This is a genomic window from Psychrobacter sp. Sarcosine-3u-12 (assembly GCF_002836005.1).
In the GTDB taxonomy this organism is placed as follows: domain Bacteria; phylum Pseudomonadota; class Gammaproteobacteria; order Pseudomonadales; family Moraxellaceae; genus Psychrobacter; species Psychrobacter okhotskensis.
Genome location: NZ_PJBY01000079.1, coordinates 68903 through 90613 on the forward strand (window position 1 = coordinate 68903; position 21711 = coordinate 90613).

Genomic DNA, 21711 nt, shown 5'->3' on the forward strand with positions numbered 1-21711 from the left:
CAAACGGTCAAAATGTTTTAACCCATTTAATATGCAGGCTATATTAGCAGCAATTCTCTCTGATTTGAAAAAACTTTTAGCAGCAATGGCACCAACTGGTGTGGTTTCATAGTATTTATCTACTGTAATTTTTGTATCAAAATATGTCTGCTTGGTTATTTTACTTAAAAAATGCCTTTTTATGGCATTAAGCCAAATCCCATTATTCACATAATATTGGTGTCAATTTGCCAAAATATAGCTATTAGCATTTTGGTTATTTATGCTAAAAACAGAGTGCGTATGAGTAGTAGGCGAACAGAATAGGTCAACAAATTCGTTAGGCTGAGATGTCGGAGGGGATTTAGTATTGCACAAATCCGCTTGTTTGTTAAATAAGCCTTCTAATTTCATTACTTTAGGGATAAATTTGTAATTGTCGCCCAGTCATTTTATAATTAGCGTTACTTAACTGGCACTCGCTCTGTGCGAATTGATAAGTGGTCGTGATATAGTATCGCTTAAAGCTGATTCTATCTGTATTTGGCGATGACCAAATGGTGACTGTTTAGACCAAAACCCTAGGTGATGGTCTCATGGATCTTGTTAACTGTCCTATTCTTAAGTAATTAGTAAATAATTAGCCTGTTTTAATGAATGCACTTATGGTTCATAGTGATATAGAAACGACAGTCGTATTTTTCTGTATCAAAAGTATCAGTAAAAATAGAATAGTTAATCGATCTAATGAATGTTTATCTTTACTTGTTGGCTAGTGGATGGGCTGTCGTCAAGAGCTTATCAGTTTGATGAGTCCTGCTAAACCGTTTATCAAAACCTTTTATCATACGATCCTTTCTTCATATTTAGCACAAACTAAACGAAGTCAGCTAGCTCTTCCTTACTTTATTCGTCTCGTGTGTTGCTCAATGCCTAATTGACGCCATTAATGTCAAGCGTTGCTAGCAGATACAGGAGTATAACCGCAAAAAGGATGCCCGCTGTGAAAAGCAACCGACCTATTGATCTGCCTTTAAGCCAAGTGATTAGCGTTAATCGCTCACCGATCGCAATTGCCTCAATCTTGCATCGTATCACTGGTATTATCTTATTTTTACTGATTCCTGTCATGCTGTGGTTACTACAGAACTCATTGGCCTCGCCTGAGAGTTTTGAGACCGTGTTTGACAACGTACTCGTGCGCTTTTTGGCATGGATATTCGTGGCCGCGATTGCTTATCACTTTGTGATGGGTATCAAGCACTTATTCGCTGATATGGGCATGAACGAAGAACTAAAATCTGGCCGCACTGCCTCTATGGTCAGTTTTGTGATTGCAGCGATTCTAATTGTCGCGTCATTTGTATGGGTGATGTTCTAATGATAAAAAATAATTCAGGAGTCAAAAGCGCGACTGGTCTCACCGGATCAGGCTCACGTGATTGGATTGTTCAGCGCATTAGTGCTGTCGTCTTAGCCGTTTATAGTGTAGTACTTCTAGGCTTTTTCTTAACGCATGGCGATGTGACCTTTGTTGAATGGTCACAGTTTATGATGAGCTTACCTATGCGCTTATTTAGCCTAATAGCTATTCTTGCGCTAGCAGGTCACGCTTGGGTGGGAATGTGGACCGTATTTACTGACTATATTACCACGGGCAAACTGGGCTCAAGCGCATCAGCTCTACGTCTGGTGTTGCAGACACTTATGATCATTGCCATTTTAGTATTCTTATTTTGGGGTATTATGATTTTTTGGGGTAATGGCTTCGCTGTCGTTGCTGTCTAAAGACTCAATATTTAAGCTTTATTTATCGGTAGGTTTTATCAATAACGCTATCAATAATTCAGGTTTTACAAACGAAGCTAGATTCTACAAAATAAGCTAGGCTTTAAAAATAAGGATGGACTGCTTGGTCAGTTTTATAGACGGTTAAAGTCTTTAAGAGCAGTCTTTCAGTAGCCATATAATAGTCACGAGTTTCAATTGTTTTTGGCTGAGACAGTCGCTTATATGAGGGTGAATATAAGTCAACTTTGCCAGACACGACGATGACTATGCACATTTTAGTAAGTGGTTTGAGGTGGTTTACCTCGTCAATTTTAAGTGGTTTGCTTGATTAGACAGAATAGACGTTCAATCAGCCAACTACCGTGACGTAATAAGTAACCCTTGTATTTACTTCGCAAGCATTAACAGGCATTAGGAAAACCGTAATGGCAACTAGACAAGATAATACCATTAGTAATATTAAGACCCTAAACTACGATGCCGTCATCGTTGGTGGTGGTGGCTCAGGTATGCGTGCGTCACTACATTTGGCCGAAGCGGGCATGAATGTGGCGGTCATTACCAAAGTATTCCCGACCCGTTCGCACACGGTTGCCGCTCAAGGTGGTATCGGTGCAAGTTTGGGTAACATGAGCAATGACAACTGGCACTTTCACTTTTATGACACCGTTAAAGGGTCAGATTGGTTGGGTGACCAAGACGCTATCGAATATATGTGCCGTGAAGCGCCAAAAGTGGTGTATGAGCTTGAGCACATGGGCATGCCGTTTGACCGTAATGAGGATGGCACGATTTATCAGCGCCCATTCGGTGGTCATACTTCTAACTATGGTGAAAAAGCTGTACAACGTGCTTGTGCTGCGGCTGACCGTACGGGTCACGCACTATTGCATACCCTTTATCAAAAAAACTTAGAGCAAGGTACTCAATTCTTTATTGAGTGGATTGCCCTTGATTTAATCAAAGATGAAGCCGGTAATATCAACGGTGTGGTCGCGCTTGAGCAAGAAACAGGGACGGTTGCGGTATTCCAGTCACCAATTACTGTTTTGGCAACTGGCGGCGCTGGTCGTATCTTTGAAGCCTCTACCAACGCTTATATCAATACTGGTGACGGTATCGGTATGGCAGTTCGTGCTGGCGTGCCACTTCAGGATATGGAATTCTGGCAGTTCCACCCAACGGGTGTGGCTGGTGCGGGCGTTCTATTGACGGAAGGTTGCCGCGGTGAAGGTGCTATCTTGCGTAATAAAGATGGTGAAGCCTTTATGGAGCGTTATGCGCCAACCGTAAAAGACTTGGCACCACGTGATTTGGTTTCGCGCTCTATGGATCAAGAAATCAAAGAAGGCCGTGGTTGTGGTCCGAATGCAGACTATATCGTTATGGATATGACGCATTTGGGTGTTGAAACCATCATGAAGCGTTTGCCATCAGTCTTTGAGATTGGTAAAAACTTTGCGAACGTCGATATCACCAAAGAGCCTATCCCCGTTATTCCAACCATTCACTACATGATGGGCGGTATTCCGACGACGATTCATGGTCAAGTCATCACGCCAGATTTAGACGCGGAGACGGATGAAGACGGCCTATATACCAAAGGCAATGTCGTCAAAGGGTTGTATGCTATTGGCGAATGTGCTTGTGTCAGTGTCCATGGTGCCAACCGTTTAGGAACCAATTCACTGCTCGATTTATTGGTATTCGGTCGGGCAGCAGGTAAGCATATCGTTGATGAATTCCATCATGCCGATCACAACTACAAGCCGCTTGATCCACGCGTTCTTGATTTTACCGTGAAGCGTTTAGACAAGTTACAACAGTCTACTGAAGGCTATAATGCTCAAGACGTTGCAGACGAGATTCGTGCCGTGATGCAAAAGCATGCTAGCGTATTCCGTACCCAAGCCATGATGGACGAAGGTGTTGAGAAAATCTTAGCTCTGGGTGACAAAATTGACCAAATCTATTTAGCTGATAAATCACAAGTGTTCAACACCGCTCGTATTGAAGCATTTGAAGTCGCAAACCTTTACGAAGTGGCTAAAGCAACCATGATCTCAGCGGCTAACCGTCACGAAAGTCGCGGTGCCCACAGTGTGTCAGATTATGACCGCCCAGAAGATGATGACTATGCACCAAACGGTCGTAACGATCATGACTGGATGAAGCATACACTTTGGTACTCTGAAGGCAATCGCATTGTTTATAAGCCTGTTCGTAAAGTACCGCTGACTGTTGACTATATCGAGCCAAAAGTTCGCGTCTATTAAGTCTAGACTGCGCGGCTTTTATATCTGTTATATAAAAGCCGCGCAAACGTTCTATCCCTTATTAATTTATTAAAAAGGTGACCGCCAGCTACATGCTCATGCCAGCGCTGTAATAAAGAGAGACCCTCTAGCGCTGACATGCGGCAACCTTTGTATGCCCGCCATCACCTACGTGTGGAGTTTAGCATTATGAGCCGAGGTACTCGCACCATCGAAATCTATCGCTACGATCCTGACTTGGACGCAGCGCCGCGCATGCAAACTTATACGATTGAGCTACTAGACTCAGATCGTATGTTGCTTGACGTGTTATTACGCCTAAAAAAGGAAGATGAAACCATCACCTTCCGTCGCTCTTGCCGTGAAGGCATTTGTGGCTCTGACGGTATGAATATTAATGGTAAAAACGGTTTAGCCTGTTTGTTAAACATGAACACGCTACCCGAAAAAATTACTATTCGTCCGTTACCAGGCTTGCCTGTTGTGCGTGATTTGGTTGTCGATATGAACCAATTCTACGAGCAGTACGAAAAAGTACACCCGTACTTAATTAATGATCAGCCTGCACCGCCAACGGAGCGTTTACAGTCACCTGAACAACGTGAAAAGCTAAACGGTCTTTATGAATGCATCCTATGTGCGTGCTGCTCAACCAGCTGCCCATCATTCTGGTGGAATCCTGATAAGTTCTTAGGCCCATCAGCACTATTACACGCTTATCGCTTTGTTGCTGATAGCCGTGATGGTGATACGCAAGCACGTTTGGCACGTTTGGACGATCCATTCAGCCTATTCCGCTGCCGTGGTATCATGAACTGTGTTTCAGTTTGTCCAAAGGGCTTAAACCCTACCAAGGCAATCGGTCATCTACGTAACATGCTCATTGATCAAGCAGGTTAAACGGGTTCATTGTTGCATGGTTGTATGCACACATCATCACGAAACACCGTCTCATTATTAGGCGGTGTTTTTTATTGAACAAATTTGCTTAGTGATAGAATGTGTCGTGATCGAATGCAAGCGAGGTTTTTCTGATTGCTATCTAACTTGCTATTTAAGAAGACAGCCATCATATATTTTAAAGGACGATACGAGGCGCGAAAAAACGTTGCTTCTTACCGTTGTAAGACCAAAAAATATTATAGATAGTAGAGTTTTTCATCAAAAAAGCAGGAAATAACTGGTCAAAAGTAAGGCAGTATTAACAATACGTTGGTGGTATGTAAGAAGATGAGTTATATGAGCAAACTCTCTATATAATTACCAATAGAAATGTACGAAGTGGGAGGTTTATAATAGATATTCATTATGTAAATACCTACTATTGAGCAAACAAACTATGTCATGCGGGGTACGCATGCTAAGCTATACAGCAATGTATGTTTGTCAAAAAAGACGGTAAATATCTCTCATACAAAAACATTTCAGCGAAAATAGCCAGTTTATAGGCTAGCTGAACGATAGGATGTTTACCAAAGATATTACCATTAATGAATTGGTTATAGCTGATAGCAGTATATATAAATTAATGTTGTGAAACGAGTCTGATAAGAAAACCGGACGTTCACAAATAATTTGATTGAATGACTATTATCTGAGATAAGTATTGTAGTAGCACTCGTTGTCGTTGCTTGATATATGTTTTATCAATAGTGATAACGGCTTCTTTCTATAGCACAAATAACATTTAATACGAATAGAGCTTTTATATACTAAATATTAGCCATCGCCATTCTTACTTAATGGTGAATTTTAAGAGTCAAAATACCGAACGTACAATGAACGACACAATAATAAGCACGATTCCATTCATTTATCTATCAAATAGACGATTATTATGAATAGTATAACTAAAGAAGCTGCAGACGTAGAACATACTGAACTGGCTGCTGATAATGCCAATTATATCGAAGCACTTTATGAGCAGTACTTAACTGACCCTACGAGTGTTGATACCGATTGGCAAGCGTATTTTGCCCAGTATCAGTCGCCAAATGATGCTCAGCATAACGCCATCAAAGATCAGTTTTTATTGCTTGCTCGCAATCAGACGGCCAACAAGATTACCCCCGCAACCACAACGACTAGCAATGCCGCTGACTGTGCCGACCCTAAGCAAATGGGCGTACAGCAGCTGATTTCTGCTTATCGTCGCCGTGGTCATCGCCGTGCAAAATTAGATCCGTTGGATCTACATCCGCGCGCTGAAGTCGAAGATTTGACCCTTGAGTACCACAATCTCTCAGAAGCTGATTTAGACACCATTTATCCTACCAACGATTTGAATATCGGTAAGGACGAAGCACCGTTACGAGAAATTATCGAAATTATGGAGCGTGTTTATTGCCGCTACATCGGTGTCGAATATATGCACGTCACCACCAGTACCGAAAAGCGCTGGATGGAACAATATCTAGAGACCAACTTAGGTCATATCGAGTTTGACAAAGAAAAGCGTTTGTCTATTCTTGAACGTTTGACGGCAGCCGAAGGCCTAGAAAAATATCTAGCGCGTAAGTATACAGGTGTTAAGCGTTTTGGTTTAGAAGGCGGTGAAAGCTTTATTCCTGCCGTTAACGAAATTATACAGCGTGCTGGTGGCTATGGTACCAAAGAGATGGTTATTGGTATGGCGCATCGTGGACGCCTGAACTTACTCGTAAATATCTTAGGTAAAAACCCCGCTGATTTGTTTGACGAATTCGATGGCAAAGTACAGCCAGAAAAAGGCTCAGGCGACGTTAAGTATCATAATGGTTATTCATCTAACGTGATGACGCCAGGTGGCGAAGCGCATTTAGCATTGGCCTTTAACCCATCGCATCTTGAGATTGTGGCACCCGTATTACAAGGCTCAGTCCGTGCTCGTCAAGTGCGTCGCAACGACCAAGCTCGCCATGAAGGTAAAGATGGCAATTCAGTACTGCCAATCGTTATCCACGGTGATGCAGCATTTGCCGGTCAAGGTGTGGTGCAAGAGACCTTCCAGATGTCACAAACTCGCGCTTATACCACTGGTGGTACGGTACATATTGTCATTAATAACCAAGTCGGCTTTACGACCAGTCGTCAAGAAGATTTGCGTTCGACAGAGTACTGTACTGATGTGGCGAAAATGGTACATGCGCCCATTCTACATGTGAATGGTGATGACCCTGAGTCTGTCGTATTTGCCGCTCAATTAGCATTAGATTACCGTCATGAGTTTGATAAAGACATTATCATTGATCTGTTCTGCTATCGTCGTAATGGCCACAATGAAGCAGACGAGCCGTCAGCGACTCAGCCATTGATGTATGCAGTCATCAAACAGCTACCAACGACCCGCACTCTCTATGCCCAGCAGTTAATTGAAGCGGGTATTATTAGTGAAGAAGAAGCGAAAAGTTACGAAGATTCTTACCGCGAATCGTTAGATCGTGGCGATTATGTGGTGAATTCTTTGGTTAGTGATCCTGATGAAGCGCTTTTTGTCGATTGGAAACCCTATCTAGGTCATGACCTCGTCGATGACTGGGATACCAGTGTCGATATCGAAACCCTTAAAGGCTACGGTCGCCGTATGGCTGAAATGCCTGAAGGCTACAAGTTACAGCGCCAAGTTCAAAAGATGGTCGATCAGCGTCTAGCGATGCAGACTGGCGAAGAGCCGCTGAACTGGGGCGCTGCTGAAACGTTGGCTTATGCCTCACTGGTTGATAATGATGGTGTATTAGTACGCATTACTGGCGAAGATGTCGGCCGTGGTACTTTCTCGCATCGTCATAGTGAAATTTATAACGTCAATGACGGTAGCATGTATGTGCCACTTGCGCATATGAGTGAAAAACAAGCGCGTTTTGCCACTTATAACTCACTATTATCAGAAGAAGCAGTATTGGCCTTTGAGTATGGCTATGCCACGACTGTACCAAACGCATTGATCGTTTGGGAAGCGCAGTTTGGTGACTTCGTCAACGGTGCGCAAGTAGTGATTGACCAGTTTATCTCAAGTGGCGAGACCAAATGGCAGCGTGTTTGTGGTCTAACCATGCTGTTACCGCATGGCTATGAAGGTCAAGGCCCAGAGCATTCATCTGCCCGTCTTGAGCGCTTCTTACAGTTATGTGCCGAAGACAACATGCAAGTGATTACGCCAACGACGCCGGCACAGATTTATCATGCGCTACGTCGTCAAGCCATACGTCCAATTCGCAAGCCATTGATCGTCATGTCACCGAAGAGCTTGCTACGTCATAAGCTTGCCACGTCAAATCTAGAAGAGTTGGCCGTTGGTAAGTTTGAGACGGTTATCTCAGAGATGGATGATCACAATGCAGATAAAGTAACTCGTATGGTGCTATGTGGCGGCAAGGTTTATTATGATTTGTTAGAGCAGCGCCGTGCATTGGGTCTAGAGCATGTGGCTATTGTACGTATTGAGCAGCTTTATCCGTTACCAGAAGAGCGTTTGATTGCTGAGATTGAAAAATATAGCAATCTACAAGAGATCGTTTGGACGCAAGAAGAGCCGTTGAACCAAGGCGCTTGGTATTATTTGGCACCGCATATGTTCCGTATTGTCGTACCGCATCCAACCAAGGCAAAAGTCATGGAGCCGGTAGCACGCCCTCCTAGTGCCGCACCTGCGACGGGCTCACCCAAATTACATGCTCAGCAGCAACAAGCATTGATTGCCGGTGGTCTTGGCATCAGTGTCGATAAGTTGTCAAAGTAATAGCTTATATCAGTAACAGTTTATAAAAGACACATGAATCAGGCGATGACAGTCAGTACCTAGCAATACCATATGAGTAACGCGATTGAAAACGGTATTGACTGCCCATCACGACTTAATAATAAATATGAATATCCAAATCTAAGGAGTATATCGATGGCTGATATTAAAGCCCCCGTTTTTCCAGAATCGGTTGCCGATGGCACAATCGTTGAATGGCATGTCACTGAAGGTCAACAAGTTAATCGTGATGACCTATTGGCTGAAATTGAAACCGATAAAGTTGTCCTCGAAGTCGTAGCGCCTGATGATGGTGTGGTGACTAAAATCGTTAAGCAAGTTGACGACACTGTGTTATCTGATGAGTTAATTGCAGAGTTCGAAGCGGGTGCAAGCGGTAGTGCAGATGCCGGTTCTAGCTCAAATGACGCTCCAGCTGTCAACCCAGATCAGCCAGCTGCGCCAGTACAAGCCAAGCAAAGTACTGACGGCGGTGAGCCAGTACAAGCGACTGACAAAAAAGATGAAGCTGACCATAAAGATCAAAGCCCAGCAGTGCGTAAAGCGGCAAAAGAAAGCGGCGTAGATCCTAAAAACGTTGAAGGTAGTGGTCGCGGCGGTCGTGTGACCAAAACTGACATGGCAAATCCAACGCTTAAAGCAGACAGCTCTATCAAGTCTGATAGTGGTCGTCCAGTCGCTGAATCGACGGGTGAACGTACTGAAAAACGTGTTCCGATGACGCGTCTACGTAAGCGTGTGGCTGAGCGTCTATTATCAGCGACGCAAGAGACTGCAATGCTGACGACGTTTAACGAAGTCAACATGAAGCCATTGATGGACATGCGTACCAAATATAAAGACCAATTCGAAAAACGTCATGGTGTGCGTCTAGGTTTTATGTCATTGTTTGTCAAAGCAGCGACTGAGGCTCTTAAACGCTACCCAGCAGTGAACGCGTCACTAGACGGTGATGATATTGTTTATCATGGTTTCTATGATATCGGTGTTGCGGTATCGTCTGATCGTGGTCTAGTGGTTCCAGTACTACGTGATACCGATCGCATGAGCATGGCAGATGTCGAAGCCAAAATCCGTGAGCTTGGCGGTAAAGCACAAGAAGGTAAGCTTGGTTTGGACGAGATGACTGGTGGTACATTCACCATCTCTAACGGTGGTGTCTTTGGCTCATTGATGTCAACGCCTATCTTGAACCCACCACAAACTGCTATCTTGGGTATGCATGCGATCAATGATCGCCCGATGGCGGTTAATGGTGAGGTTAAGATCCTACCAATGATGTATCTCGCGTTATCTTATGACCATCGTATGATTGATGGTAAAGAAGCGGTACAGTTCTTAGTTACCTTAAAAGATTTGGTCGAAGACCCAACCATGCTGCTATTAGACCTGTAAGCTTCTAAGCTTGTATTGGCAACCGCCGATACAAGCTTTTTAACTTTGGTGTAAGTGATTATTATTTGTCGATAAATAAATAAAGGGTTTCACTCAAATAACGTATTGGTTATGGAGTGAGGTCCTCATCAGTTTATCAAAAATACAATCAATCACTTAAATTCTAAAAAAATTAGAAAGACATTAAAAATAGGAACGTACTATGAAAGATAATTATGATCTAGTCGTTATCGGCGGCGGTCCTGGTGGTTACGAAGCAGCGATTCGTGCAGGGCAGCTTGGTATGAGCGTTGCTTGTATCGAAAAACGTGTTTATAAAGGTGAGCCTGCTCTTGGCGGTACTTGCTTAAACGTTGGTTGTATTCCATCAAAAGCCCTACTTGATAGTTCGCATCGTTATGAAGCGACCCAGCATGATCTTGAAGAACATGGTATTAGCACTGGCGACGTCGCTATCGATATCGAGCAAATGATTGCTCGCAAAGAAGGTATCGTTAAGCAATTGACTGGCGGTGTGGCAGCGTTATTAAAAGGTAACGGCGTTGACTGGCTACAAGGCTGGGGCACATTGGTTAATGGCAAAGGCGCTGATAAACAAGTTAAGTTTGTCGCTTTAGAAGACGAAGCAGAAAGCACTATTACCGCTAAAAACGTGATTCTAGCGGCTGGTTCAGTACCTATTGATATCCCAGTTGCCAAAACTGACGGTGATCGTATCGTTGACTCTACTGGTGCCCTTGATTTTACCTCAGTTCCTAAGCGTCTAGGTGTTATCGGTGCTGGCGTTATCGGTCTTGAGCTCGGTTCTGTATGGCGTCGTTTGGGTAGCGAAGTTGTTGTTTATGAAGCGCTTCCAAGTTTCTTAGCAGCCGCTGACAAAGACATCGCAAAAGAAGCAGGCAAAATGCTGAAGAAGCAGGGTCTTGATATCCGTGTTGATACCAAAGTCACCAATGCTGAAGTGAAGGGCGATCAAGTCGTCGTTACTAGCGAAAATAAAGGCGAGTCATCTGAAGAGAGCTTTGACAAGCTCATCGTTTGTGTTGGTCGCCGTGCATATTCTGAGAAGTTACTTGGTGATGACAGCGGTGTGACCTTGACTGAACGCGGTTTGATCGATGTCGATGACCAGTGCAAAACCAATCTTGATGGCGTTTATGCTATTGGTGATTTAGTCCGTGGTCCAATGCTTGCGCATAAAGCAATGGAAGAGGGCATGATGGCGGTGGAGCGTATTCACGGTGAAAAAGCTCAGGTTAATTACGACACGATTATCAATGTTATCTATACCCATCCAGAAATCGCATGGGTTGGTTTGACCGAGCAAGAAGCGACTGAAGCGGGTTATGAAGTTAAGACCGGTTCATTCAACCTAGCGGCTAATGGTCGTGCCCTTGCGCAAAGCGAAGCGCAAGGCTCTATTAAAGTCGTCGCTGATGCTAAAACAGACCGTCTATTAGGTATGCACGCTATCTCAGCTGGCGCCGGTGATATCGTCCATCAGGGTATGATTGCGATGGAATTCGTCTCTAGTATCGAAGATTTACAGTTGATGACGTTTGCCCATCCAACGATTTCAGAAGCGGTACATGAAGCGGCTCTATCTGCAGATGGCCGTGCTATTCACGCGATTCAGCGTAAAAAACGTAAGTAATTTTGATAGCGTTCAATAGTGTTTACAGCGCTTTTAGAAGTTTAAGTAACAAGCTATAGCCTGAACGCAGTACCGTTTTTATTATTTGCGGTGTCAGCGTTGGGGTTACAAGTGCCGCAGCAGAAAATCGCTGCTGTGTACTTGTTTTCACTTTTTATTAATTGTAAAAAATAAAGGATACAATCAATGAATTTACATGAGTATCAAGCAAAAGAGCTATTAAAAAGCTACGGACTGCCCATTCAAGAAGGCATCATCGCGTATAACGGCGAAGAAGCTGCAGCTGCTTTTGATAAAACACCAACAGACATTGCGGTTATCAAAGCGCAAGTACATGCTGGTGGTCGCGGTAAAGCGGGTGGTGTTAAGCTGGTTAAGACTCGTGAAGAAGCTAAGCAAGTGGCTGAAGCGCTTATCGGTACCAATCTAGTCACGTTCCAAACTGACGCTGATGGTCAACCAGTTAACTTCGTATTGGTTGCAGAAGATATGTACCCAGTACAGACTGAACTGTATCTTGGTGCCGTTGTAGATCGTTCTACGCGTCGCGTAACCTTCATGGCATCAACCGAAGGTGGTGTTGATATCGAAGAAGTCGCTAACGAGACGCCAGAAAAAATCTTTAAAGTAAGCGTAGACCCATTAGTAGGTCTTATGCCTTACCAAGCGCGTGATGTTGCATTCAAGCTAGGTCTTGAAGGCAAGCAGATCAACCAGTTTGTAAAAATTATGACTGGTGCTTATCATGCTTTTGTCGAAAACGACTTTGCATTACTTGAAGTCAACCCGTTAGCCGTTCGCGAAAATGGCGAAATCGTCTGTGTTGATGGCAAAATCGGTATCGACTCAAACGCATTATATCGTCTACCTAAAATCGCAGCGCTACAAGACAAAACGCAAGAAAACGAGCGTGAGCTAAAAGCCGCTGAATTCGACCTAAACTACGTTGCTCTAGAAGGCAACATCGGTTGTATGGTCAACGGTGCTGGTCTTGCAATGGCTACCATGGACATCATCAAACTGTATGGCGGCAAGCCTGCTAACTTCTTGGACGTTGGCGGCGGTGCAACCAAAGATCGCGTTGTTGAAGCGTTCAAAATCATTCTAGAAGACAGCAGTGTTGAAGGTGTTCTAATCAACATCTTTGGCGGTATCGTACGTTGTGACATGATTGCAGAAGCGATTATCGCTGCCGTTAAAGAAGTCGACGTAAAAGTACCGGTCGTTGTACGCCTAGAAGGTAACAATGCTGAATTGGGCTTACAGATCTTAGAAGAATCTGGTCTGAAGCTAACATCAGCCCAAGGCCTAGCCGATGCTGCACAAAAAATTGTCGATGCTGTTCAAGCATAAACCTATCAATTTAGGTGCTTAAACATAGTAGTCAAAGCGTGATAGCAGTTTTCAGTCAACGAGACGTGGTTAGCATTTAACGACACCTAAACGGCAAACTGCTATTGCAAGACAACCGAATAAGGAAAACATAATGAGTGTATTAATTGATAAAGATACCAAAGTATTGGTACAAGGCTTCACTGGTAAAAATGGTACGTTCCATTCTGAACAAGCGATCGAATACGGTACAAAAGTCGTTGGTGGTGTAACACCAGGTAAAGGCGGTCAAACGCATCTAGGCCTACCAGTATTTAACACGATGGCGGAAGCCATGGAAGCCACTCAAGCCGATGCTTCAGTTATCTATGTACCAGCGCCATTCGTCCTAGACTCAATCGTTGAAGCGGTAGATGCAGGCGTGAAGCTGATCGTCGTGATCACGGAAGGCGTACCAACGATCGATATGCTAAAAGCCAAGCGCTACATCGAAGAAGCAGACGGCGTACGCATGGTTGGTCCTAACTGCCCAGGCGTTATCACTCCAGGTCAGTGCAAAATCGGTATCATGCCAGGTCATATCCATCTGCCGGGTAAAGTAGGTATCATCTCACGCTCTGGTACGCTAACGTATGAAGCCGTTGCACAGACCACTAAGCTTGGCTTTGGTCAATCAACTTGTATCGGTATCGGCGGCGATCCTATCCCTGGTATGAACCAGATTGACGCACTAAAACTATTCCAAGACGATCCACAGACTGAAGCTATCATCCTAATCGGTGAAATCGGCGGTACTGCTGAAGAAGAAGCTGCTGCTTATATTAAAGATCATGTGACTAAGCCAGTGGTTGGTTATATCGCTGGTGTGACTGCTCCAGAAGGCAAGCGTATGGGCCATGCTGGCGCGATCATCTCTGGTGGTCAAGGTACTGCTGAAGAGAAATTCAAAGCCTTTGAAGATGCAGGAATCGCGTATACGCGTGATCCAGCTAAAATCGGTGATAAGCTAAAAGAAGTCACTGGTTGGTAAGTCAGAATTAATTCTGTAATGTAACTACTAAAACTATATTGAAAAAAAACAGAGACACCCCTACAATGGGGTGTCTTTTTACATTACAGAGAATCAAGATGAAAAATGTCTTAGAGCTAATTGGAAGAGAAAATAGACTTTTCGATCAAGATATTGGTAACAAAGAAAAACAGTTAACTTCTATCATAAATGAATCGAGTTTTTTAATTATAGGTGGAGCAGGATCCATAGGCCAAGCAGTTACTAAAGAGATATTCAAAAGAAATCCTAAAAAACTGTACGTCGTTGATATAAGTGAAAATAATTTAGTTGAATTAGTAAGAGATTTACGTAGTAGTTATGGTTATATTGACGGAGATTTTCAAACATTTGCCTTAGATATTAGTTCAACTGAGTATGATGCTTTTATAGAAGCTGATGGTAAATATGACTATGTCTTAAATTTATCAGCGCTCAAACATGTGCGTAGTGAGAAAGATCCTTTCACACTGATGCGTATGATTAATGTGAATATATTTAATACTGAAAAGACCATCAAACAGTCAATAAGAAAAGGTACTAAAAAATATTTTTGTGTATCGACTGATAAAGCTGCTAATCCAGTTAATATGATGGGAGCTAGCAAAAGAATCATGGAAATGTTTCTGTCGAAATATTCACAACAGATTGATATTTCAACGGCAAGGTTTGCAAACGTTGCATTTAGTGACGGCTCGTTACTTCATAGTTTTGAGCAAAGAATCAAGAAAAATCAACCGATTGTAGCTCCTTCTGATATTAGACGTTATTTTGTCACTCCTCAGGAATCAGGAGAACTATGTTTAATGTCCTGTATTTTTGGTGAAAAAGGCGACATTTTCTTTCCAAAGCTTAGTGAGGATTTACATCTGATTACCTTTGAAGATATTGCAATCAAGTATCTTCAAAGCAAAAGTCTAACTCCATATTTGTGTTATTCTGAAGAAGAAGCAAGAGAGTACCTCTCTAATAACTCGCAGTTAGAAAACAATACTTGGCCTTGTTTATTCACATTGAGTGATACAACGGGTGAAAAAGATTTTGAAGAATTTTATACAGATAAAGAAGTTTTAGATTTTAATGCTTTTAATAACTTAGGTATTATTAAGAATACAGATAATATAAATGCTACTCTAAATGAAAAGCTTGATTATTTCACCAGTGAAATTAATGCAATGCAATCATCGTTAAAATGGAGTAAAGATGAGATTATAAAGCTGTTCTTCTTTATGCTTCCTGAGTTTGGACATAAAGAAACAGGAAAATATTTGGATGGGAAAATGTAATGGATAAGAAACTTGTAGAGTTTGTAAAAGATTATTATGAAACGAATGATTTTATACCATTGCATGAGCCTAGGTTCAATAGTTTAGAAAAAGAGTTTGTTGACGAGACGATCAGCTCTACCTTTGTTTCAAGCGTTGGCAAGTTTGTTACTCAATTTGAAGAAGATTTTTCAAAATTTATAGAAATCCCAAAATCGGTTGCGGTTGTTAATGGTACTGCAGCTTTATATATCTCATTGTATCAGTGCGATGTTCAGCGTGATGATTTAGTAATAACACAAGCCTTAACGTTTGTAGCCACAGCTAATGCGGTGAATCAGCTTGGTGCAGAATGTATATTTATTGATGTATCACCTAGTACTTTGGGAATGTGCCCAATAGCACTAGAAAATTATTTAATAGAACATGCTACTTTGAATGAAAATGGTAACTGTATCCATAAAAAGTCAGGAAAGAGGTTTAAAGCTGTTGTGCCTATGCATACTTTTGGCTTTCCAGTAGAGATTGATAAAATCCAAGAGATATGTGCTAAATGGCATATATCTTTAGTAGAAGATGCTGCTGAGTCTTTAGGCAGTTATTTCAAAAATAAGCATACAGGTACGTTTGGACGAGTTAGCGCATTTAGCTTCAATGGCAACAAAATCATCACAACAGGTGGTGGTGGTATGGTGGTCTGTAATTCAATGGATGATGCCGATCGTGTCAAGCATCTTACAACAACGGCTAAAGTAGCCCATCCATATAAATTTTATCATGATGAAGCTGCCTTCAATTATAGAATGCCAAATTTGAATGCCGCTCTTGGATGTGCGCAGCTTGACAAGTTAAGTATGTTTGTTGAACAAAAAAGAAAGCTTGCAAAAAAATATCAGTCATTACTTGAAGGTTCTAACTTAATGTTCTTCACTGAACCCGTAAATACCAAAGCGAATTACTGGTTAAATACTATTATTTGTGAAGATGTTGACCATAGAGATTCGATGTTGAATTATTTAAATAATAATAATGTGATGAGTCGTCCAGTTTGGGATCTTATGACTGATCTTCCGATGTATAAACATTGTGAATCAGATAGCCTTAGGCATAGTCGTTGGTTTGCTGACCGTATCATTAATATCCCTAGCAGTGTAAGAAATTTTCATTATGAAAAATAAAATTATACTTATCGGTGGTGGTGGGCACTGTCATTCTGTGATTGATGCTATTGAGCAAGCTGCCGAATATGAGATAGTAGGAATTATAGACCATATAGATAAGGTAGGTACTAATGTAATGTCTTATTCTGTTATTGGTACAGATGATGATTTAGTAGCGATGGTTGATGATATAGAATATGCTTTTATCACTTTAGGGCAGATTCAGACTGCAGTAGTGCGTAAATCATTGTTTGAGAGGCTAATGAAGTTAGGGTATAAAGTGCCAAATATTATTTCTCCTTTAGCTTATGTGTCGAGATCAGCGACGCTGGGTATAGGTAATTTTATAGGCCATCAAGCCATAGTAAATGCTAATGCAGTTATCCATGACAACTGTATTATTAATACTAAAGCATTAATAGAGCATGATGCATTTATTGACTCGCATTGCCATATAGCGACTGGCGCAATAATCAATGGTGGTTGTAAAGTTCACAGTGAGGTGTTTGTGGGTTCAGCAGCGACTACTAAACAAAATGCCATTATAGAAAGTATGTCATTTATTAAAGCAGGGAGCATCGTGAAATGAGTGATAATAAAGCTGTATTTATCATTGCCGAGGCAGGAGTAAACCATAACGGCTCTTTAGAATTAGCAAAAAAACTAGTATTAGCTGCAAAAGATTCGGGTTCTGACGCTGTAAAATTTCAAACATTTAAAGCCGAAAGACTGGTAAGAAGAGATGTGAAGCAAGCGGCTTACCAAACAGCAAACACAGGGGTTGAAGAATCTCAGTATGAAATGTTGAAACGTTTAGAGCTGTCGGATGAAGATCATGAAGAGTTAAATGACTTCTGTATACAGAAAAGTATTAAATTTATGTCCACACCATTTGATTTAGATAGTATTGACTTTCTAGCCTCATTGAAAATGGAGATTTGGAAAATTGCTAGTGGTGAAATTACTAATGTTCCATATTTAAGAAAAGTTGCAGCAGTTGCAAAAGAAATTATTTTATCCACTGGAATGTCTACTTTAGAAGAAGTCGAATTTGCCGTTAATATTATTGAATCGTCAGGTTTTGACTTGAAGAGACTGACATTACTTCATGCAACTTCTGAGTATCCTTGTCCAGTTAATGAAGTTAATCTTAAAGCAATGATTACATTGAGAGATAAATTCAACGTAAAAATAGGTTATTCAGATCATACTCAAGGTATTCATATTCCTTTTTTAGCATCAGCGATGGGGGCTGAAGTTATAGAAAAGCATTTTACGTTAGATCGAACCTTAGAAGGTCCGGATCATAAATCTAGTTTAGAACCTAGCGAGCTTTTAGAAATGGTTACCCAGATACGTCAACTACCGTTGGTTTTAGGTACTGGCGAGAAAAAGCCTAGTATTAGTGAATCAAAAAATATCGTTCTTGCACGAAAATATATAGTAACTAAGCAAGACATAAAGGCTGGTGATATTTTTAGTGATACTAATTTGAATACGATGCGAGCTGGTGGTGAAATATCGGCTCGCTATTGGGATGATGTAATTGGTAAAATATCGAGCAAAGACTACATGCTAGGTGACAAAATAAATTTAGAAGAACTTAATAAATAAGGTGCTACCTCATGGATTATTCAACGCAAATAGTGAGTTCTAAGCTAGAATTAGCGAGTTATAAGAATCAAATAATACATCTTTTCTCACTTGCGTTTGAAAAAGATATGGATGAAAGCCTATGGGAATGGGCTTTTATGGAGAACCCATGTGGTAACCCTATTGTCTCATTGTGTTTTGACGGTGATGTATTAGTTGGTCATTATGCCATTATACCTTATGACTTAACCTACCAAGGTCGATTAATAAAAGGTTCTCTTTCTATGACAACTATGGTTCATCCTGAACATCACAAGAAAGGAATTTTTGTTAAGCTAGCTGAGCAAGTGTATGACGTAGCAAACGAGCTTGAGTATGATTTGGTGTTTGGTTTCCCAAATAAGAACTCTGCTCCAGGTTTTGAGCGTAAGCTGGATTGGTCTATTGACAAAAGTTATCACGTTATAACGACTGCTAAGAATGGTATTAGTCAATACTTTTCTGAACCTGAAAGAGAGTCTTTGAAGTTTGATCTAAACAATCAAGAGTTGGTTAATTGGCGCTTGTCGAAGCCAAATTGTAAATATGATAAATTAGATGGTGGTCTTGTAGTTAAAGAGTTTGAAGGCAGCTTGGATATTATGCATCATGAAAGAGACTTCTCTGCTATCAACGATGACATCGACTTATCAATTATCTGCAAATGCGACCCAGAAGATAATAATATTTTATTTGACTATGTATTTGGCTATAGATTTTTTAATCAAAATTTAAAAAACCTACCAATTACTCCATCGTTGATTCTTTCGGATGTTTTTTAATGAAAATTCTTGCTTGTACCTCTATTCGTTCAGATTATGATTTAATGAGCCCATTGTATGAGCTCTTAGACAAAGACGATGATATTGAGCTTAAATTATTGGTTAGTGGTGCTCATTTATCTAGAAATTATGGATATAGTGTTGAGCAAATTGAAAAAGATGGGTTTAATGTACTCTTAAGAGTTGAGACTTTAATCAGTTCAGATTCAGCAGTTTCAAGAGTTAAAACGGCAGGGAATTTACTCTTATCATCAGTAGATTTGATAAATAACTATCAGCCTGACTTGATTATATATGCAGGTGACAGAGAAGATGTGCTGATCTACTCCATTATGGGTGGATACTTAAATATCCCGACAGCTCACTTCTTTGCTGGTGATCATGCTCCAGACGGTTATATTGATAATCCAGTTCGGCATGCAACCTCTAAGTTGTCTACTGCTCACTTTGCATCTTTACCTATACATGGACAAAGGCTAATCGATTTAGGTGAAAATCCTAAACGTATTCATGTCATTGGTAACATTGCACTAGACCGTTTTGTGAGTTTTACGCCTCTGCCTATCCAAGAGCTAGAAAAATCTCTTGATCTCTCGATTTTTGATAAAGGCTTTGCTATTGTCATTTTTCATCCAATTACTGAAGAAAAGGACGTTGCTAGTACTTATTTTGAAAATATCTTATTAGCTCTATCCAACAATGGTATCCCTGCTTATGTTGGATATCCAAATGTCGATCCTGGTAATCACTCGATTATTGAAGTTATTCAAAAGTATGAGTCCGATGACAATTTTGTATTTTATAAAAACCTTGATAGACAAGTGTTTTTATCATTATACAAGAATGCAAGCCTCCTCATTGGAAACTCTTCTTCTGGAGTTTGTGAGGCTGCATCGGTTCAAATACCAGTTGTCAACGTGGGTAAACGTCAGGTTGGTAGATTTGCGGATGAAAATGTAATGTTTGTTGATGGTGAATATGAAAAGATTGATAACGCTATCAAAACCGTTACAAATGACAGCTTTAGTGATAAGTTGAAGACTTTAAAAAATTCATATGGTGATGGTGACAGCGCGCAAAAAGCTTATAACATTATCAAAAAAATCAATTTTAGTGAGCTACTTGCAAAACCCGATGATCCATTAAAATCAAAGATTTTGTAATAATATAAAGGCAATTATATGAATAAAATATTAGTGGTAGCTGTCCATCCTGATGATGAAACGATAGCCTGTGGTGGAACTTTATTGAAACACAAAGCCAATGGTGATGAAATACATTGGTTAATTTGCACGGAAACAAACAAAAAATCCAATCCAGAGTTTTATAAAATTAGAAAAGAGGAAATACAGCAGGTTAGTAAAATGTTTCAGTTTGATTCAGTACATCATTTAAACTTTTTAGCTACCAAGGTCGATGAGTATACTGACTCTGAGAGAGTGGGGAGCATCTCAAAAGTTGTCAATGAAGTACGCCCTAATATTATTTATTTACCTTTTAGATGTGATATCCACAGTGATCATCGCTATATTTTTGAAGCTGCATATAGTTGCACTAAAAGCTTTAGATATCCCTTTGTAAAAAGAGTATTAATGATGGAAGCCCCAAGTGAAACCGAGTTTGCACTAAGCTTACCATCGCAGTCTTTTATCCCAAATGTATTTAATGACATTAGCGAATATATTGACCGTAAGATAGAAATCACGAAAATATACGAAAGTGAGGTAGGTGAGCATCCCTTTCCTCGAAGTGAAAAAACAATTAGAGCATTAGCTGAATTTAGAGGTTCAACTTGTGGTAGCCATGCCGCTGAAAGCTTCATGCTACTAAAAGAAATTATATAAAGGACTGTCTAATGGAAAATATTGATAAAATCAAGCTGCCTTTACAAGCTTCTATAAGAGATGCTCTTAATATCATTGATGAGGGTGGTTTACATATTGCTGTTGTTACTGACGAAAATCATCAACTTATTGGCCTTGTTTCAGATGGTGATATACGCCGAGCGTTACTGAGTGGTAAAAATTTAGAAGATTCAGTGATAGACATACTGAATGAAAAGCCTATCACAGTAAGAAAAAATGAATCTAGAGAAGATATTTTAGCTAAGGCTAAGGAGTATAGACTCAGTCAGCTGCCTGTAGTAGATAAAAACAATATTTTATTAGACGTGATAGACATCACAAGATTAGCAACGGCACTCTCCAAAAGTAATCCTGTGATTCTAATGGTAGGTGGATTGGGAACTAGGTTGAGACCTTTGACAGATAAAGTGCCAAAACCATTACTTAAGGTAGGTGATAAACCTATACTTCAAACCATTATTGAGCAGTTTAAATCACATGGATTCAAAAACATTATTCTATGTGTTAATTATCGCTCTGAAATGATTAAAGAATATTTTGGTGATGGTAAGGAGTTTGGTGTAAATATTAGTTATGTTAATGAACTAAAACGAATGGGTACAGCTGGTGCTTTAAGTTTGATTAAAGATATTAAAGAACCTTTTTTTGTAATGAATGGTGATCTACTAACGAATATAAACTTTGAGTATCTATATAAATATCATTTATCTACAAATGCTGAAGCTACGATGTGTGTCAGAGAATACGAGTATCAAGTGCCGTATGGTGTGATAGAAATGAAAGGTAACAATATA

General features: G+C 40.7%; 17 protein-coding genes. All 17 read left to right on the forward strand.

Translation table 11 applies throughout. The features are described 5' to 3' along the window. Positions 1-973: 973 nt before the first annotated feature. Entirely contained in the window at positions 974-1360 is a 387-nt protein-coding gene (gene sdhC, locus CXF65_RS04545; RefSeq protein ID WP_084212321.1) for a succinate dehydrogenase, cytochrome b556 subunit, read from the forward strand. Further along, a complete protein-coding gene (gene sdhD, locus CXF65_RS04550; protein ID WP_198551962.1) occupies positions 1360-1767 on the forward strand; it encodes a succinate dehydrogenase, hydrophobic membrane anchor protein in 408 nt (135 codons plus the stop codon). Before sdhC ends, sdhD begins: the two co-directional genes overlap by 1 nt. Positions 1768-2195: 428 nt before the next feature. Continuing rightward, entirely contained in the window at positions 2196-4046 is a 1851-nt protein-coding gene (gene sdhA / locus CXF65_RS04555) for a succinate dehydrogenase flavoprotein subunit (protein WP_101211197.1), read from the forward strand. 189 nt (positions 4047-4235) lie between these two features. After that, complete coding sequence (locus CXF65_RS04560; protein ID WP_025652539.1) at positions 4236-4946, forward strand: succinate dehydrogenase iron-sulfur subunit; 711 nt, start codon at positions 4236-4238, stop codon at positions 4944-4946. Positions 4947-5883: 937 nt separating this feature from the next. Then, on the forward strand, positions 5884-8763 hold the full coding sequence (locus tag CXF65_RS04565; RefSeq protein ID WP_101211198.1) for a 2-oxoglutarate dehydrogenase E1 component: 2880 nt from the start codon (positions 5884-5886) through the stop codon (positions 8761-8763). Positions 8764-8919: 156 nt separating this feature from the next. Continuing rightward, the gene (odhB, locus tag CXF65_RS04570; protein WP_101211199.1) at positions 8920-10179 is read left to right on the forward strand and encodes a 2-oxoglutarate dehydrogenase complex dihydrolipoyllysine-residue succinyltransferase; all 1260 of its coding nucleotides are present in this window, start codon (positions 8920-8922) and stop codon (positions 10177-10179) included. A gap of 202 nt (positions 10180-10381) precedes the next feature. Then, complete coding sequence (gene lpdA / locus CXF65_RS04575) at positions 10382-11833, forward strand: dihydrolipoyl dehydrogenase (protein WP_101211200.1); 1452 nt, start codon at positions 10382-10384, stop codon at positions 11831-11833. A gap of 186 nt (positions 11834-12019) precedes the next feature. Beyond that, complete coding sequence (gene sucC / locus CXF65_RS04580) at positions 12020-13186, forward strand: ADP-forming succinate--CoA ligase subunit beta (protein WP_101211201.1); 1167 nt, start codon at positions 12020-12022, stop codon at positions 13184-13186. A 133-nt stretch (positions 13187-13319) separates the two neighbouring features. Next, positions 13320-14195, forward strand: a complete 876-nt coding sequence (sucD, locus tag CXF65_RS04585) for a succinate--CoA ligase subunit alpha (RefSeq protein ID WP_025652967.1) — start codon at positions 13320-13322, stop codon at positions 14193-14195. Between the two features lie 98 nt (positions 14196-14293). Then, positions 14294-15499 (forward strand): UDP-N-acetylglucosamine 4,6-dehydratase, encoded by a 1206-nt coding sequence (locus CXF65_RS04590; protein ID WP_101211202.1) that lies wholly within the window; start codon positions 14294-14296, stop codon positions 15497-15499. Beyond that, on the forward strand, positions 15499-16656 hold the full coding sequence (locus tag CXF65_RS04595; protein ID WP_101211203.1) for a LegC family aminotransferase: 1158 nt from the start codon (positions 15499-15501) through the stop codon (positions 16654-16656). The genes CXF65_RS04590 and CXF65_RS04595 overlap by 1 nt, the downstream gene beginning before the upstream one ends. Then, complete coding sequence (locus CXF65_RS04600; RefSeq protein WP_101211204.1) at positions 16646-17227, forward strand: NeuD/PglB/VioB family sugar acetyltransferase; 582 nt, start codon at positions 16646-16648, stop codon at positions 17225-17227. The genes CXF65_RS04595 and CXF65_RS04600 overlap by 11 nt, the downstream gene beginning before the upstream one ends. Then, a complete protein-coding gene (gene neuB / locus CXF65_RS04605) occupies positions 17224-18252 on the forward strand; it encodes an N-acetylneuraminate synthase (protein ID WP_101211205.1) in 1029 nt (342 codons plus the stop codon). The genes CXF65_RS04600 and neuB overlap by 4 nt, the downstream gene beginning before the upstream one ends. A gap of 11 nt (positions 18253-18263) precedes the next feature. Continuing rightward, positions 18264-19052, forward strand: coding sequence for a GNAT family N-acetyltransferase (locus CXF65_RS04610; RefSeq protein ID WP_101211206.1), 789 nt, complete (start codon positions 18264-18266; stop codon positions 19050-19052). Continuing rightward, positions 19052-20215: a UDP-N-acetylglucosamine 2-epimerase gene (gene neuC, locus CXF65_RS04615; protein WP_101211207.1), complete on the forward strand. Its 1164-nt coding sequence runs from the start codon at positions 19052-19054 to the stop codon at positions 20213-20215. The genes CXF65_RS04610 and neuC overlap by 1 nt, the downstream gene beginning before the upstream one ends. An 18-nt stretch (positions 20216-20233) precedes the next feature. Beyond that, positions 20234-20896 (forward strand): PIG-L deacetylase family protein, encoded by a 663-nt coding sequence (locus tag CXF65_RS04620; protein WP_101211208.1) that lies wholly within the window; start codon positions 20234-20236, stop codon positions 20894-20896. A gap of 11 nt (positions 20897-20907) precedes the next feature. Then, on the forward strand, positions 20908-21711 hold an 804-nt coding region (locus CXF65_RS04625), incomplete at its 3' end, for a sugar phosphate nucleotidyltransferase (protein WP_101211209.1).